The sequence below is a fragment of the Pseudonocardia sp. NPDC049154 genome (assembly GCF_040648315.1).
In the GTDB taxonomy this organism is placed as follows: domain Bacteria; phylum Actinomycetota; class Actinomycetes; order Mycobacteriales; family Pseudonocardiaceae; genus Pseudonocardia.
In genome coordinates this window covers 16,895-32,639 of the sequence record NZ_JBEZDN010000088.1, presented here as the reverse complement: position 1 = coordinate 32,639, position 15,745 = coordinate 16,895, and the positions used below count along the sequence as shown (strand labels likewise).

General features: G+C 70.9%; 15 protein-coding genes. 3 read left to right on the top strand and 12 right to left on the bottom strand.

The genetic code is table 11. The annotated features are described in order from the left end of the window. Positions 1-313: 313 nt before the first annotated feature. From AB0B41_RS30610 to AB0B41_RS30595, 4 genes are all read right to left on the bottom strand, one after another. Complete coding sequence (locus AB0B41_RS30610; protein WP_358209478.1) at positions 314-928, bottom strand: hypothetical protein; 615 nt, start codon at positions 926-928, stop codon at positions 314-316. A 276-nt stretch (positions 929-1,204) separates the two neighbouring features. Then, complete coding sequence (locus AB0B41_RS30605; protein ID WP_358209476.1) at positions 1,205-2,434, bottom strand: DUF1173 family protein; 1,230 nt, start codon at positions 2,432-2,434, stop codon at positions 1,205-1,207. Between the two features lie 131 nt (positions 2,435-2,565). After that, entirely contained in the window at positions 2,566-2,805 is a 240-nt protein-coding gene (locus AB0B41_RS30600; RefSeq protein ID WP_358209475.1) for a hypothetical protein, read from the bottom strand. 46 nt (positions 2,806-2,851) lie between these two features. After that, positions 2,852-3,079 carry a hypothetical protein gene (locus AB0B41_RS30595; RefSeq protein ID WP_358209473.1) on the bottom strand — a complete coding sequence of 76 codons (228 nt, stop codon included), beginning with the start codon at positions 3,077-3,079 and terminating at the stop codon, positions 2,852-2,854. A 183-nt stretch (positions 3,080-3,262) separates the two neighbouring features. Between AB0B41_RS30595 and AB0B41_RS30590 the strand changes: the two genes are divergently transcribed. After that, entirely contained in the window at positions 3,263-3,622 is a 360-nt protein-coding gene (locus AB0B41_RS30590; RefSeq protein WP_358209471.1) for a permease, read from the top strand. Positions 3,623-3,864: 242 nt separating this feature from the next. Here AB0B41_RS30590 and AB0B41_RS30585 read toward each other — a convergent pair whose 3' ends face one another. Both AB0B41_RS30585 and AB0B41_RS30580 read right to left on the bottom strand, forming a co-directional pair. Continuing rightward, positions 3,865-4,128 (bottom strand): helix-turn-helix domain-containing protein, encoded by a 264-nt coding sequence (locus AB0B41_RS30585; protein WP_358209469.1) that lies wholly within the window; start codon positions 4,126-4,128, stop codon positions 3,865-3,867. An 89-nt stretch (positions 4,129-4,217) separates the two neighbouring features. Beyond that, entirely contained in the window at positions 4,218-5,213 is a 996-nt protein-coding gene (locus AB0B41_RS30580) for an AraC family transcriptional regulator (protein WP_358209467.1), read from the bottom strand. Positions 5,214-5,450: 237 nt separating this feature from the next. On the opposite strand from AB0B41_RS30580, the gene AB0B41_RS30575 reads away from it, so the two are divergent. Next, the gene (locus AB0B41_RS30575; protein ID WP_358209465.1) at positions 5,451-5,972 is read left to right on the top strand and encodes a flavin reductase family protein; all 522 of its coding nucleotides are present in this window, start codon (positions 5,451-5,453) and stop codon (positions 5,970-5,972) included. Then, positions 5,969-6,781: a helix-turn-helix domain-containing protein gene (locus AB0B41_RS30570; protein ID WP_358209463.1), complete on the top strand. Its 813-nt coding sequence runs from the start codon at positions 5,969-5,971 to the stop codon at positions 6,779-6,781. Before AB0B41_RS30575 ends, AB0B41_RS30570 begins: the two co-directional genes overlap by 4 nt. A 413-nt stretch (positions 6,782-7,194) precedes the next feature. Here the strand turns inward: AB0B41_RS30570 and AB0B41_RS30565 are convergent, their stop codons facing one another. The 6 genes from AB0B41_RS30565 to AB0B41_RS30540 form a co-directional block, all read right to left on the bottom strand. Beyond that, the gene (locus AB0B41_RS30565; RefSeq protein ID WP_358209461.1) at positions 7,195-9,156 is read right to left on the bottom strand and encodes an aconitate hydratase; all 1,962 of its coding nucleotides are present in this window, start codon (positions 9,154-9,156) and stop codon (positions 7,195-7,197) included. A gap of 96 nt (positions 9,157-9,252) precedes the next feature. Further along, a complete protein-coding gene (locus AB0B41_RS30560) occupies positions 9,253-10,554 on the bottom strand; it encodes a bifunctional 3,4-dihydroxy-2-butanone-4-phosphate synthase/GTP cyclohydrolase II (RefSeq protein ID WP_358209459.1) in 1,302 nt (433 codons plus the stop codon). 51 nt (positions 10,555-10,605) lie between these two features. After that, positions 10,606-12,090, bottom strand: coding sequence for an aldehyde dehydrogenase (locus AB0B41_RS30555; RefSeq protein WP_358209457.1), 1,485 nt, complete (start codon positions 12,088-12,090; stop codon positions 10,606-10,608). Positions 12,091-12,291: 201 nt separating this feature from the next. After that, complete coding sequence (locus AB0B41_RS30550) at positions 12,292-13,209, bottom strand: hydroxymethylglutaryl-CoA lyase (protein ID WP_358209455.1); 918 nt, start codon at positions 13,207-13,209, stop codon at positions 12,292-12,294. A 44-nt stretch (positions 13,210-13,253) separates the two neighbouring features. Continuing rightward, positions 13,254-14,525 (bottom strand): CaiB/BaiF CoA-transferase family protein, encoded by a 1,272-nt coding sequence (locus AB0B41_RS30545; protein WP_358209453.1) that lies wholly within the window; start codon positions 14,523-14,525, stop codon positions 13,254-13,256. Between the two features lie 53 nt (positions 14,526-14,578). Then, positions 14,579-15,571, bottom strand: a complete 993-nt coding sequence (locus tag AB0B41_RS30540) for an AraC family transcriptional regulator (RefSeq protein ID WP_358209451.1) — start codon at positions 15,569-15,571, stop codon at positions 14,579-14,581. Positions 15,572-15,745: the final 174 nt, after the last annotated feature.

The window sequence follows — 15,745 nt, the reverse complement described above, 5'->3', positions numbered from 1 at the left end:
CGCCCCGTCACGGAACTCCCGGTCGTACCTCTTCCGTACCTCTGGCATCGCTACCCCTTATAGCTGATGCCTCCCCGATCTTGGGGGAACCGCACAGGGGTAGTAGCGCAAGAGACTGCTTGAAGCGCTGAGCTACCGCGCACCGGGTTGAGGCCGCGGTCGGCTCAGTGTGCCGTACCGGACGAAAGTGGCCAGGCGGCGCGAATTACCGCGTCGCCCAGGCGTCCAGACGGCACATGCGCTTTCTCGGTAGGTCGGCAGGATACCGGGCCGGCAGCGTGGAGGAGCCGGCCAATGTGGCCGCGGCCCCGCATCACGACTGGACCAGCCGTAGGTCGATATGACAGAAGGGCCCCTTGTTCCCGGTCCGGAACCGGACGGTTCCAACATCGTAGATCCCCTCGAGGGCGTACTCCTTCTCGCGGGCGTTCTGAGCTCCGAAGCGGCTTGAGTCTACGCCATAGAAGAACAGGCGGAGGAAACCGCCGCGGCCTCCGGGGCACGCCGCCGTCGGCACGTCCATGTGCGCGACCTTGTCCGTCGGCGGCGGGAAGAATTCCGTCCCCGGCAGATCCCGGCCATAGATCACGGTGTCGAGTTGAAGTCGACGGCCCACCAGGCGCTCCCGCAGCCAGCCGCGCTCAGCCACAGTGATGATCGTCGCGACGAAGTCGTCCTGCTGTTCGACGGTATAAATCTCAGGACCGTAGTAGCCCGCGAAGACCGTCTTGACGGTCTCGGGCTGAAACGCGAACAGCAATGTCATCGCGCCGATGAGCAACTTGCAGACCCACAACGCAGCAGACTTGCGACTCTGCATCCTTCGAGTCAGAACGTCCGAGCTTGCTGCGCCGTCGCGCGAAGGCGCAGCGGGCAGTGCCTTGGCCGTTGTTGCCGCTTGCTCTTCATCAAATGCGGAGACAGTCATGGTTTGCGTCCGATTCGCTCAGCACCGCCGCCGAGCCCGCCGAGGCGGGCTGGTAGAGCATCGCTTCTGAGTGTTCGGGGAGGCATTGGAGTAGGCCCGCCATCCAACGGGTGCTAGCCCCCGGGGTGTTGCGGAGTAGTCCCGCCCCTTTTCTGAGCGGCTGGTAGTTGCCCCAGTACGTGGTGTCGGCCGTCGGGCCGGACGGCGCAAGTGATCGGGGCGTCGCAGCTTGTTCGGCCGCCTGTCACGGCATGGGCCTCGCGACTCCGGCGCGCGTCAGCGGGCCGCGCTAGGCAGAGGGCCGGTGATTTCCCAGTCCAGCGACGGATTCTGCGTGGCCGCAACGTGCTCGTGCTTGGCCTTCCTCCGGGCCTCGTAGGCGGTGCGGCCGGGCACGCCCCAGAGTTCGACGAAGGTGGGCGGGTCGGTGTCGAGCAGCACGAAGTCCGGGAAGATGTCGTTGTGGGAGTCGTAGCGCAGCGGTTTGAGCACGCGCCGACCCGCCGCTATCAAGTGGTCGGCCATCCGTACCTCGTAGCTCGAATCTGCGGGCAGGTAGCCGCGAGTGGTCAGCATCGCCGCGCCGTCGACCACGGTCAGGTTTCCGGCGTCAGTGCGGTCCACGACCAGGAGCAGGACCTGGCGGGCTCCCTCGGGGAGCTGCTCGGCGAGCACGTGCGGATGCGCGCGCCGCAGTCCGTCCCAGGCCGAAGTGCTCAGGTAGAACGGGGTGCGCTGGTGGCGCAGCAGGATCCGCCACCCGTAGCGGGTCTCGCTCAGCTCCCGCAGCTCCGCGAGCACCAGGCCGCGCCGCCGCACCGCACCCTCGCCGTCTCCGGTGGAGTGGGTGCCGAGGCGGGCGCTGAACGTGTCGAACTCGGCGTTGTGCGCAGCTGCGTGTTCCGGCCGGTACGGCGCGACCACATGCAGCACCTCAGCGAGCGGGGTTCGCGCGAGCTCGATCTCCGCGGCCGCCATCTGCAGGGCGGCGTGGCAGTCGGTCCACCGGCGGCTCGTGTCGGGGCCGTGCAGGTGCAGTCCGGCGTGCTCCCACAGGTAGTGCAGCAGCCCGAGGTGCGACATCGCCCGCCGAGACCTCCCAGGGCTACGTGGTCGCGCCGCGGTCAGCTGATCGTGGGGAGAGACAGTCACGGTGAGCTGGGCGTCGACCCGGATCCGGACGCCTTCGGGTCCTTCGGTGATGGCCTCGGGGCCGTAGCCGGGCCGGCCGGACAGCCCCGCCGGGGTGCGGAAGAACCAGCATTCCGGGGCGTGCCGGTCGCCCTCGCCGGGCCAGCACGCCAGATGAAAGCGCCCGGCGCGTAGCCGGATGACCAGCCGGTGCCCCACTGGGTGGCACAGGCACTCGGCGTGCCCGACAGTTTCCCGGGCTTGCGCGAACAGCTCGCTGTGCCGCGACGGTTGAGCCCGCAGCTCGGAGAGCGCGACCACCTGCCCGGCCAGCCGCACCCGGCCGGTCGGTGGCGCTGACGCGCGGACGCTCACCTGCCCGATCATGCCCGCGTTGCGACAGCATGGCGGTTCCTGTCGAGCGACGGTGTCGGCCCGCTCGTGTCAGAGCGTCGTGGCACCTGGACGGGCATGCGTAGCTGGTCAGGCCGATGATGTGGACTCACTCAGAGGTCGAGGGCGGCCCGCAGTGCTCCGTCGACCCGGGACAACGTCGTGGCGTCGACCGTTCCTTCTTGTTTCCCGACCCAGGCGCGGTAGATCCGGCTCAGATCGCCGGCATAGGCCCAGCCACGCCCGTGCACGGGAATCGCCAAGAGATCACCGGGGTCGCGCTCGCGTAGCTCGATGCCGAGCAGCCAGGGCCGAGGCGAGTCGTTGATTCCGTCGCTGGACAGCAGAAGCACGGTGCGCTGCTGGTCGGGGGTCGAGGGCCGCGTGTAAGAGCGAAGCTCACCCCGCCGCACGCAGGTCGTCCTCTGCTGCGGCCAGATCGGCGTCGTCCGCCGCGGCGTCCACAGCAGGGTTGCCCCACTCGGTCCCGGCACCCAGCCGAACCGCCTCCCGCCGGGCGGCTGCAGACAGCCACGCCGAGGTGGAGATACCGGCCTTCGCGGCCGCGGACTCGGCCATCATCAGGGCTGTCTGGTCGAGCGAGAGCGTCACCTTACGAGTCGCCACACCAGTTACCGTACCGCATACCCGGTGGCTCAACCTCGGAACCGAGCCCCGCGCCGGCCGACGGAGGTGACGCGGGCGGTGCCGCGCTCGCCCTTCCGGTGCGACGAGGCCAAGCTGTCAAGCACAGCCCCTCGGACCCGGTAGGCTGGACGAGTGGCTGGCGCTGACGATCTCGAGCAGCGGGTGTCCGCGCTCGAGCACGAGGTCCGCCGGCTTGCCGAGCGGGTCCAGCACAGCGAGCAGGACGCGACCGCGGCTCGGGTGCTCGCCGGTGGAGCCGATCGTGACGTCGCCGAGATCCGCGGCGAGATCCGCGAGTTTCGCGACCAGAACAACCGCGTCCTCAATGCCATGCGCGATGACCTCGCCGACATGCGCGGCGACTTCGCCGGACTCCGCGGCGAGGTGTCCGAGCTGCGCACCGAGATGCAGGACGGCTTCACCCAGATCCGCGGCGCACTCGACGCAACCGCCGCCGGCCAGGAGCAGATCTCTGCCCTGCTGACTCGGCTGATCGATCCGGACCAATCCTCGGACCAGTAGGATGGGAGCAGGTCAAGGTCTGGCCCCACAGCCGGCCCAGGACGCCTGCCGACTTGACGTGCTCGCACGGGGCGGCCAAGACCCGATGCCTTGCTGACCCTGCAAGGTGTAGCCCCGACCGTCGACGGGGCTGGCCTCCTGAGCGGTTCCGCCGCTGCGCACTGCTTACTCAGGCCAGACGGGTTCCCCGCTTCTCCCAGGAGCCGAACGAGGCTGAACACCGGGCCAGCGGCCCCGGGCAATTAAGGAGGTCGGCCCCCGCTCCATTTTGGGTCCAAAGCGGCGAACCCCTGGGTGTTGAACGCGTGGATCACCTCCCGCGCGTACTGCGCGGTCGCGGCGAACATCGCTGCTGCCTCCGTGGCGCTGCGTCCCTGCACTGAGGCGAGCACGATCCCGGCCCGCCGCAGCCGGACCCGGTCCCGCGCCGTCCTGGTGATCTTGACCAGTCGCTGAGCTTCGTCCGGGGTCAGCTTCCGGACGAAGACCTCGGGCCGTCGGGGCATGCCCACCACCTCCGGCGGACAGCCTCCAGCGCCAGACCGGAACTGATCAAGCCGACACGGTTACGACCCCAACGTTCCTGGACGAGGCACTATCGTTGGAGGACCTGGCGCACCGTCTCCGACGGTAGTTGGCCGAACCGCTGACGATATTGTTGGGCGAAGCGGCTGAGGTGGAAGAAGCCCCAGCGCATCGCCACGTCGGTGACGGAGACGACGCCCGCTCCTTCCTGTAGCTCGGCGTGGACGCGGTCGAGTCGGACGGCGCGGACGTAGGCCATCGGTGACATGCCGACGGTATCTTTGAAGCCGCGCTGCAGCTGACGGCCAGTGACCCCGGCGGCGACGGCCAGGTCCCCGAGGGAGAGCTCGGCCTGCGGGTTGGCCTCGATCATCTCGATTGCCCGCCGGACCTTCCCGCGCTGGGCGGGCTGGCTGGGGGCGGTGAGCAGCTCGGTGAAGGCGTTCGGGATGGTCAGCAGGAGCTGGGTGAGCACGAGAGACTCGAGCTGGTCCCGGGCCAGGGGCATCTCAGAGATACCGCCCGGACGGGACAGCTCCACGCGCAGGTAGTTGACGGCGGAGAGCAGGGACTGTCCGGTGGGCGAGGCGAGATCGAAGCCGAGGTCGAAGGCGATCGGGCGCTCGACGGGCTGGTTGATCAGCTTCGACAGGTGGGCCTCGAGTGGGCGCCGCGGCAGCTTGACGGCGTACTGGACGGCCTCGGGGCTCCAACGCACGGTGAACGGGTCGTCGGGTCGGAAGAGCACCCCGCTCTGCTTCGCTTCGGTCGCAGCCCAGCGGCCCTTTTGCGACACCATCGTCTGACCGCTGAGGGTCAGGTTCATGTGGTAGCAGTCCAGCATCGGCGGGACGAGGAGCTCGGCGTCCGCCCCGTAGACAAGGTGGCCGACGGTCAGCCGCTCGGAGGCGAGGTAGCGCAGCTTGAAGTCGAGGGCACGGCCGTCGCGGGTTTGCAGGTTGTGCGGGATGTAGACATCGGTGATGTAGTGCTGAGCTTCCTCGAGATCGTGTGTCACGAGAAGCGGTCGGGGAGTCACCTCCGCGCCGGTGTCCTCACCTGTCATGTCCGGCCTCCGCGGGTCGCGACCGTCATGGTCGTTCCTGCCCGTCGCAGCGGTATCGCTGCTGTTGAGGCTGCCGAGGCTAGTCAAGGGCGGTTCGGTGTCGCCATCTGCTCCGCGACAGCACTATCCGAAAAACGACATCGTTTCGCCGCGCGAGTCGGCGGTGACGTGAGACGGCTACCCGGGGGCGGTTCGCGGATAGTCGGCGGCGCTATGGCGGACATAGCGTCCAACCTCATGACTGGAGGATCGCACAGCGCAGTGCAGGAAGCGCCGCAGGTCGAAGCCGCCCGTATGCGTGAGGTGCTGGGCCATTTCGCCTCCGGCGTCGTGGTCGTCACCGCGGTGACCGCGCAGGGCTCGGTGGGTTTCACCTGTCAGTCGTTCAGCTCGCTGTCGCTGGATCCGCCGCTGGTGTCGTTCAGCCCGGCGCGCACGTCGTCGACCTGGCCGAGGATTCGGGAGGTCGGCTCCTTCTGCGTGAACGTGCTGGCTGCCGAGCAGGAGGAGCTGAGCGGGGCGTTCGCACGGTCGGGCGCGGACAAGTACGCAGGCGTGGAGTGGTCTGCGGCCCCTTCGGGTGCGCCGATCCTGCAGGGCGTGGCGGCGTGGATCGACTGCGTCCTCGAGCACGAGTACCCCGGTGGTGACCACACCATCGTCGTGGGGCGCGTTCATGACCTGGGCGCCGACGCGGCCTGCTCGCCGTTGCTGTTCCACCGCGGCGGCTACGGGGTGACCGCCACGTCGCGCTCATGAGCTCGGCCCCGCCCGCCACCTGGACGGCTGGCTCGGCGGACTCGGTCGCCGGTGAGGTGCTGACCACGCGGGCGGCTGCCGAGGCCGGCACCGAGCGGGCGCCGGGGCCGCTGAGACTGCGCGGTGTCGCCCGGGTGGCGCACGTGTTGTCGATGCTCGCCGAGTCCGGCGACCGCATCAGCGTTCCCGTCGCGGTGCGCCGACTGGACCTGCGCAAGTCGACGGCCTACCGCTATCTGGTGTCGCTGGAGCACGAAGGGCTACTGGCCCGGGCGCCGGACGGGTTCCTCGAGCCCGGTCCGCTTCTGCGCCGGTTGCGACCACAACCCGTGATGGGGCCGGCTACCGAGGCCGACACGGCGGCTGTGGCCACCTTGGCGGCCCGCGCCGGTGAGACCGCACTGTTGTGTGGGTGGCAGGCCGGTGAGCCGGTGGTCTGGTGCTCGCGAGCTCCGCGGGCGCGCACGTTCACGCTGGCTGTCGACGTTGGCGCCGTGCTGCAGGCCGGTAGCGGGCCCGCCGTGGTCGGTGCTGTGTTCGGATTGCTGTCGCAGCGCGCCCTTTCCGCGCTGCGAGGGCTTCCGACCGACGCGGAGTCGGGCGATGTGCGTCGGTTGGGTGTGGCGTGTGGCCGTCCGACGCCGGATGGAGTCCTGGTCATGGCAGCGCCGGTGTTCGGCGCGGATCGTTGCTTGCGCGCGGCGCTCGGCCTCGCGTTCGTGGCGGATGTTCAGGACGAGCACGGGCTTTCGGCACGGGCCCGCCACCTCCGTGAGGTCGCCGCGGCGCTGACCCGTCAGACCCGCTGAAGGTGGGTGGGCCGCCGTGAGCGGCAGGGCGGCCCGGGATCCGCCGAGGCGGCCGCCCCAGACGGCTCAGACGGTGGTCGTGCTCTGCGTCAGCTTCTGTGCGAGCGGAGCCCAACCCGTCACGTGCGCGTCGAGTTCGGCGCTGTCCCTCCACGTCGTGTCGCTCAGGCAGAGGCCGGGGAGCGCGCAGGTCGCGCCCGGCTCGGACAGGACGGGCTGGAGGGTGAGGTCGGCGGCGAGGGTGTGGTTCGTGTCGGATTCCTGGCGATCACGGTCACCGTCACGGTTGCTTCTAGAGTCGGGCAAGGCTTGCCGAGCGAGGTGAACGGACGCGCTGGGGCTGTCGGGACGGCAGCGGTGTGAGACGGGGCGGTGTCAGACGAAACGGTGGCGCTGTCAGACAGCTGGCGCTGTCAGACGGTGGCGTGCACCGGCCTACGGCGTCCTTCGCGGATGTGGGAGATCAGGCTCCCGGAGAGCAGCACCGCCCGTTCCCCGGCGGTGAGCTGCAGTCCGAGAGGGACCGGGCGGCCACCGATCCGGGCGGTGACCGTGGCGGCGCCGCTGCGTAGCGCGTCGAGCAGGCCGGGCACGGACAGGTCCTCGCCCTGCTCGGCGTGCGCCTCGGCAGGCAGCAGCAGGGGCACAATGCCGACGGCGATCAGGTTGCGCCGGTGGATGCGGGCGTAGCTGCGGGCAAGGATCGCGCGGATTCCGAGGTGCAGCGGGGCCAGGGCGGCGTGCTCGCGGGAGGAGCCCTGTCCGTAGTTGTGGCCGGCGACGATGACCCCGCCGCCGAGCCGTTGGGCGCGGTCGTGGAAGTCGGGGTCGAGGCGGCGGAACATGAACCGCGCGCACTCGGCGATGTTGGACCAGACCGACATGGCGATGGCGCCGTCGGGGGCCATGTCGCCGGTGGAGATGTCGTCCCCGACGACGATGAGGACCTCGGCGGCGAGGTCGGCGGGCAGCGGGGCGGCCAGCGGGGGCGAGACCAGGTTGTCGCCGCGCTCGACCTCGATGTCGTGGCGTTGCGCGAGCGGCCAGGCCGGGGTGATGTGTCGGTCGTGCAGTTCGGTGTTCGGCACGACGGCCGGGCGCAGCGACGGCCAGTCCAGCAGGGTCCGCGGGTCGGTGATCGCGCCGGTCAACGCGCTGGCCGCCGCGGTGGATGGCGAGCACAGGTAAACCTGGTCCTCGGCGGTGCCGCTGCGGCCGGGGAAGTTCCGGTTGAAGGTGCGCAGAGACGGCTTGTCCTTGACCGGGGCCTGTCCGATGCCCACACAGGGTCCGCAGATCGGCTCGAGCATGCGGGCGCCCGCGTCGAGGAGGTCCTGGTAGACCCCGGAGCGGGCGATGGTGTCGAGGATCTGCCGGGAGCCCGGGGTGACGGTCAGCTGTACCCCGGCCGCGACGGGTCCGTGTCGCAGGGCGGCGGCGACGGTGGCGAGGTCCTCGTAGGAGGAGTTGACCGACGACCCGACGCACACCTGCACGACCTCGGTGCCGGCGAGTTCGCCGACCGGGACGACGTTGCCGGGTGAGTGCGGGGCGGCGACGAGGGGCTCGAGGGTGTCGAGGTCGATGTGGATCTGTTCGTCGTAGACCGCGCCGGGGTCGGCCTGGATCGCCACGTACTCGTCGGCCCGGCCCTGGGCGTCGAGCCAGGCGCGGGTCCGCTCGTCGGAGGGGAACACGGCGGTCGTGGCGCCGGTCTCGACGGCCATGTTGCAGATCGTGGCCCGCCCGGTGATCGACAACGACGCGACGCCGTCACCGTAGAACTCGAACACCGCGCCGACGCCGCCGCGCACGCCGTAGCGGTGCAGCAGCTCCAGGATGATGTCCTTGGGTTCGACGGCGTAGCCGAGGCGGCCGGTGAGCTCGACGCCGATGACCCGCGGGCAGGGCAGCTCGAAGCCGTAGCCCGCCATCGCGACGGCGACCTCGAGCCCGCCGGCGCCGGTGGCGAAGGTGCCTAGCGCGCCGGAGGTGGTGGTGTGCGAGTCCGCGCCGACGATCAGGGCGCCCGGCCGGGCGAAGCGTTCGATGTGGATGTAGTGGGAGATGCCGTGTCCGGGCGGGGAGAACCGCACGCCGTAGCGCTCGCAGAACGAGCGCAGGTAGCGGTGGTCCTGCATGTTCTTGTCGTCGATCTGCAGCACGTTGTGGTCGACGTACATGACCGCCAGCGGGACGGCGATCTCGTCGACGCCGAGCATCTCGAACTGCATCCCGGTCATCGTCCCGGTGGCGTCCTCGATGAGGACCTGGTCCACGCCGACGGTGATGTCGCGGCCCGGCTCCAGCTCGGTGGCCGGGTCGACCAGGTGGGGTGTGAGGAGCTTGTGGGTCACGCAGAGTGGACGCGACATCGGTGAACCTTTCCAGCGCGAGACGAGCACCTCGCCGGCCGCTCACGCAGGAGAGCGCGCTGCACGGGCGGGCCGGTGGGGAACGGGCGGGCGGGGTCAGCCGGTGCCCTCGTCGAGGGCGATCAGGTGGCCCATGCGCTGCTGCTTGGTGCGCAGGTAGCGCAGGTTGTGCGGGGTCGCGGAGCTGGGGAGCCCGACCCGGCCGACGATCTCCAGCCCGTAGCCGTCGAGTCCGCCGTATTTGGCCGGGTTGTTCGTGACCAGCCGAAGCCTCGTGATGCCGAGGTCGGCGAGGATCTGCGCGCCGACCCCGTAGGAGCGGGAGTCGACGGGCAGCCCTTGGGCGGTGTTGGCGTCGATGGTGTCCAGCCCGGTCTCCTGCAGGGCGTAGGCGCGGATCTTGTGGCCGAGCCCGATCCCGCGGCCCTCGTGGCCGCGCAGGTAGACCACTGCGCCTGCTCCTTCGGCGGTGATCGCCCGCATGGCCTGCTCGAGTTGGGCGCCGCAGTCGCAGCGCAGCGACCCGATGATGTCCCCGGTCAGGCACTCGGAGTGCACCCGCACCAGCGCCCCGTCGGGGGCCCGGCTGGCCGCGGCGACGTCACCGTGGACCAAGGCCAGGTGCTCGGTGCCGTCAAGGGTGGAGCGGTAGGCCACCGCCCGGAACTCGCCGAACAGCGTCGGCATCGCCGAGGTGGCGACGTGCTCGACGAACCGCTCGGCGGCCCGCCGGTAACGCACCAGATCGGCGATGGCCAGGATCGGCAGGTCGTGCTCGCGGGCGAACTCGTGCAGCGTCGCGCCGCGGGCCATCGAGCCGTCCTCGGCGACGATCTCGCCGATCACCCCGACCGGGTCCTGGCCGGCAAGACGCAGCAGGTCCACAGCAGCCTCGGTGTGGCCCGCGCGCACGAGTACCCCACCGTCACGAGCCCGCAGCGGGAAGATGTGGCCGGGCCGGCGCAGATCCTCGGGCCGTGTGGACGGGTCGGCAAGGGCTCGTAGGGTGGTCGCGCGGTCGGCCGCCGAGACCCCGGTTCCGGCGTCGAGGTGGTCCACGGTGATGGTGAACGCGGTGCCGTGGGCGTCGTTGTTGTCGGTGACCATCTGCGGCAGCGCCAACGCGTCCGCCCGCACCCCCGCCATGGGGGCGCAGACGATGCCGGTCGTGTGCCGCACGACGAAGGCGACCTGCTCGGCGGTCACGGTGGCCGCGGGCAGGATCAGGTCGCCCTCGTTCTCCCGGTCGGCGTCGTCGGTGACGATCACCATCCGGCCCTCGGCCAGCGCGGCCACCGCGCGCTGAACCGACCGCGTGCCGGGCAGGGTCGCGTGCGGGATCGACGGCGGGCGGGCGGCGTCTCCGGTGTCTCCGTCGTGGCTGGTGGAGCGCTTCATCGTCGACTCCTCGTGAGGTGCGTACCGGGTTCGGACGGGGCGGCTGGTGGCTCAGCCGAGGGTGAAGGGGTCCCGGGTGCCGCCGGTGAGCTCGACCCACACCGACTTGTTCTCGGTGTAGGCCTCGACGGCCTCGACGCCGTTCTCCCGGCCGATCCCCGACAGCCCGTAGCCACCAAAGGGGACACTCGGCGCGACGACCCGGTAGGCGTTGATCCACACCGTGCCGGCCCGGACCTTGGCCGCGACCCGGTGGGCGCGGTGCACGTCCTTGGTCCACACCGCCCCGGCCAGGCCGAACGGGGTGTCGTTGGCCAGCTTGAGCGCCTCGTCCTCCTCGCGGAAGGTGTAGGCCGACAGGACCGGCCCGAACACCTCCTCGCGCACGATCGTCGAGTCCGGACCGACGCCGGTGAGCACGGTCGGCTTGACGAACAGCCCGCCCAGCCCGCCGGGGCCGTCGTCAGCGGCGCCGCCGTAGGCGACGGTGGCGCCCTCGTCCTGGGCGGTCTTCAGGTAGTGCAGCACCTTGGCGTACTGCGGGGGGTTGGCGACCGGGCCCATCTCGGTGTCGGGGTTCATCGGGTCGCCGAGCTTGATCGCCGCGGCACGCTCGGCGACCAGACGCACCAGCTCGTCGTGCACCGACTCGTGGACGATCAACCGCGAGCCCGCCATGCAGGTCTGCCCGGTCGCGGCGAAGATCCCGGAGACGACCCCGTTGGCCGCGGCGGCCAGGTCGGCGTCGGGGAAGACGATCTGCGGGGACTTCCCGCCCAGCTCCAGGGTGACCGGGTTGAGGTTCTCCGCGGCGGCGCGTGCGACGTGTCGCCCGGTCGAGGTGGCGCCGGTGAACGCCACCTTGTTCACGCCGGGGTGACCGGCGAGCGCGGCCCCGACCTGCGGGGCCTGGCTGGTGACGACGTTGACCACCCCGGGCGGGAAGCCCGCCTGGTCGAACAGCTCCGCCAGTGCGACGGTCGAGGCGGACGCGTGCTCGGAGGGTTTGACGACCATCGTGCAGCCGGCGGCGAGCGCGGGCGCGAGCTTCCAGGTCAGCAGCAGCAGCGGGGAGTTCCACGGAGTGATCGCGGCGACGACCCCGATGGGCTCCTTGCGCGTGTAGACCAGGTAGTTCGGGTTCGGGGAGGGGATCTGCCGTCCCTCGACCTTGTCCGCGAGCCCGGCATAGTAGTGGAACCAGGAGCTCAGCCCGGCCATCTGACCGATCATCTCCCGGTAGAGCTTGCCGGAGTCGTTGACCTCCAGCTTCGCCAGTCGCTCGGCGTTGTCGGCGATCAGGTCGCCGACGCGGCGCAGCAGCTGGGCGCGGACGAACCCGGTCGTCGTGCCCCACTCGCCGTCCAGCGCCGCCCGAGCCGCCGCCACCGCGGCGTCGACGTCCTCCGGGCCGGCGTCGGCGAGCACCGCCCACGGCTGTCCGCTGTAGGGGTTCTGGGACTCGAACGTGGCCCCGGACAGGGCGTCGACCGGCTTGCCGCCGATCACCAACTTGAACCGCTCGAGATCAGCCATCGGTCCGTCCTCCTTGACAGTGCGTGCCGTGCTCATGCCGACGCTAGAAGCGCCTCGCGCCTCGGACTATCCGGTCCCGATCCCGCGATGTCCGCCAGACGACAGCCGGCGGGGTGGCGGGGGTGGGGGCGGCCCGGTCGCGGGTCATCGGCGGGACGTCGCGACCGAGCCGTGCTCAGGGGTCGGGGCAGCCTGTTCGGGTCAGTCCCGCCCGCGGGGCCGGTTCGGGCCGCCTGCGCGGTAGAGGTTGCTCGACAGCTCGTGTCCGACGGCTCGCTCGACGATCGCGGCGGTGTCGAGGACCTTCGACAGGTCCAGGCCGGTAGCGACCCCCGACTCTTCGAGCAGGTAGACGACTTCCTCGGTCGCGATGTTGCCGCTGGCCCCCGGGGCGAAGGGGCAGCCGCCCAGGCCGCCGGCGGAGGCGTCGATCTGAATCACGCCCGCCTGGATGGCGGCGAGCACGCAGGCGATGCCCGAGCCGCGGGTGTTGTGGAAGTGCACGCCGACCGGCACGCCCGGGACGGCCGCCCGCACCGCGTCGAGCAGCTCGGTGACCCGGCCCGGCACCGTGGTGCCGATGGTGTCGCCGAAGCACAATTGGTCGGCGCCCTGAGCAACGGCGCGGCGGGCGATGTCGACGGTGCGCTGCAGCGGGGTGCGCCCGTCGAAGGGGCAGTCCCACGCCACCGCGATGATCACCTCGAGCTGTCCGCCCGCGCCGTGGGCCAGCTCGGCGATGTCACCGACCGCGTCGACGGCCTCCCGAGTGGTGCGCCGGGCGTTGGCCAGGCTGTGCCCGTCGGAGGCGGAGATGACGTACTCCAGGTTCGCCATCCCGGCCGCGACCGCGCGGCGGGCCCCGCCGTGGCCGGCGACCAGCGCCGAGAAGTGCAGGTCGGGCCAGCGCTTGAGCTCGGCGACGACCTGTTCGGCGTCAGCGAGGGCGGGCACGGCCTTGGGTGAGACGAACGAGGTCACCTCCACCCGCCGCACCCCGGTCGCCGCCACCGCGTCGAGGATCTCCAGCTTGGTCTCCAGCGGGATCGGCGCCTCGAGCTGTAGCCCGTCGCGTAGGCCCACCTCACGCAGATCGACTGATGCGGGCAGGGTCGTCATCGTGCATCTCCAGGATCGTCGAGGAAGGTCGTCGGATGCGCCGGTCAGATGACACCGGCATCTGTCAGGGCGGCCAGCTCAGTGCCGGACAACCCCAGCACCCCGGCAAAGACGTCGACGTTGTGGGTGCCCGGGCGCGCGGGCCCGGCCCAACGGACCGAGCCGGGCGTGCCGTCGAGCACCGGCATCACGCCGGGGCCGAGGATGTCGCGCTCGACCGCCTTGTCGTGGTGCGGCACGAGCATGTTCCGGGCCTGGAACTGCGGGTTCTGCACGATCTCGGCGACGGTGTCGACCGGCCCCACCACGACACCGGCGTCCTCGAGAAGCTTGGTCAGGGTCTCCGCGTCGTAGTGCGACGCCCACTCCGCCACGATCGCGTCGATCTCGTCCTGGTTGTCCCCGCGCGCCACGTGCGTGGCGAACCGCGGGTCGGTGACCAGGTCGGGGCGCTGCATCGCGACACAGAGGCGGGCGAACACCGTGTCCTGGTTGGCGGCGATGATCAGCCAGCGGTCGTCGGCGCAGCGGTAGAGGTTCGACGGAGCCAGCTTGTCCAGCCGGGTCCCCGACGGCTGCCGGACGTGCCCGGTGGCGTCGTAGTCGGGGATGACCGACTCCAGCATCGCCAGGCAGGCCTCGGCGAGCGCGACGTCGACGACCTGCCCGCGGCCCTCACGGGGCCCGCCGGGCTGGCTGCGGGCGTAGAGGGCGGTCAGCACGCCCTGCACGGCGAACATGCCGCCCAGGGAGTCGCCGATCGACAGCGCCGCGCGCGGCGGCGGGTCGCCGGGGAAACCGTTGAGGTGGCGCATCCCGCCCACCGCCTCGGCGACCGAGGCGTACCCGGGGCGCCTGGAATGCGGACCGGTCTGTCCGTAGCCCGACACCCGGGCCAAGATCAGGCCCGGGTTGCGCTCGGACAGGACGTCGTAGCCGAGGCCCCACTTCTCCAGGGTGCCGGGCCGGAAGCTCTCCACCACCACATCGGCGGTGTCGACCAGGCGCAGGAACAGCTCTCGGCCCTCGTCACGGCGCAGGTCGAGGGTCACGCAGCGCTTGTTGCGCGCGTGCACGGTCCAGAAGAAGTGATGACCGTCCTCCTCGGCCTGCCCCCACACACGCAACGGGTCGGGCCGGTCCGGGGCCTCGACCTTGATGACATCGGCGCCGTGGTCTGCGAGCAGCCGGCCGCAGAACGGGCCGGCGATCAGTGTGCCGAGCTCCAGCACGCGGATCCCCTGCAGCGCTCCCCCTGCGGGAGAGCCGGATCGGGCAGTGCCTGGCGCATCGGTGGGCAGGTCGGTGGAGGACATACCGCGACGGTAGGAAGCACCCGCGGGGCGCACTAGCCGCAGGCGGACGCCGACTATCCGCCGCGCGCCATCCGCGCGGGGGCCCTCGGGCAAGCTCCCGCCGTGGCCTGCGGGGAGTACCCGTAGCGCGCCCGGTACTCCGCGCAGAAGCGGCGGGTGCTGGTGAAGCCCCACCGCCGTGCGATCGCCGCCACCGAGTCCCCGGGGCCGGGCTCGCGGAGCTGCGCGTGGGCTCGGGTCAGCCGGACGTCGCGGACATAGGTTTCGGCGCGAACACCCAGCTCCGCGATGAACGCCGCCTGCAGCGCCGCCGCGCTGATACCCGTCACCGCCGCGAGTTCGGCGATACCCAGCGGCCGCTCCGGGTAGGCCTCGATGTAGTCCACCGCCTCGCCCACCGCGAGCCGATCCGGGGCGTCGTAGCGGCGCAGCCCCCTCGAGTGGCTGTGCTCGACGCCCAGGAGCAGCTGCGTGAGCAGGTACGACTCCAGCTGCTCACGGACCAGGTCGGCCGTACCGCCGCCGTCGAGCTGGTCGGCCAGAAACGTCGCCGCACCGAGCAGACCTTGGCCGGCGTCGCTGCCCAGGTCGACGCGCAGGCCGAAGCGCGGCGCCTCCACCGGCTCCTGCAGCAAGATCGACAACTGCGCCCGCATCGACCGGACCGGGATCTTGACCGCGAACTGCGCAGCGTCCGCCGACCATCCCAGCAGGGACTCCTCGAAGGGGGAGAGCAGCACGCCGGACAGTCCGGCGTTCGTGATCGTGGTCGCCAGGCCATGGCGGACGGAGGTGTGGCCGCGCACCGTCAGGTTGAGGTGGTAGCAGTCGACCATAGGGGGCACCGACAACTCGATCTCGTTGCCGTAGGACAGATAGCCGAAGGTCAGGCGCGCCGACTCGGCCAGGTTCAACCGGGCGTCGAGGGTGCCCGAGGCGCGCAGGCGGTGTGGGACGTACACACGGGAGACCACCTGCTGCGCTTCCTCCGGGTCCGCCGTGCGCAGGGCAGGGCATCGAGCCAACGGCTCGTTCGGCGTGTTCATCCCACACCCCCAGCACCGTGCGTGTCACGTCGGACGCCCTCGACGCTAGGAGGGGCCTTCACCTGCCGCTATCCGCGGAACGACCCCTGCGGTGTGCGCTGCGTCGCGCCTCGGGGCCGAGTGCCACCGACGAGCTTCACGCTCGCGGGTCGTTTGGCGGACAGGGCAGGTCGG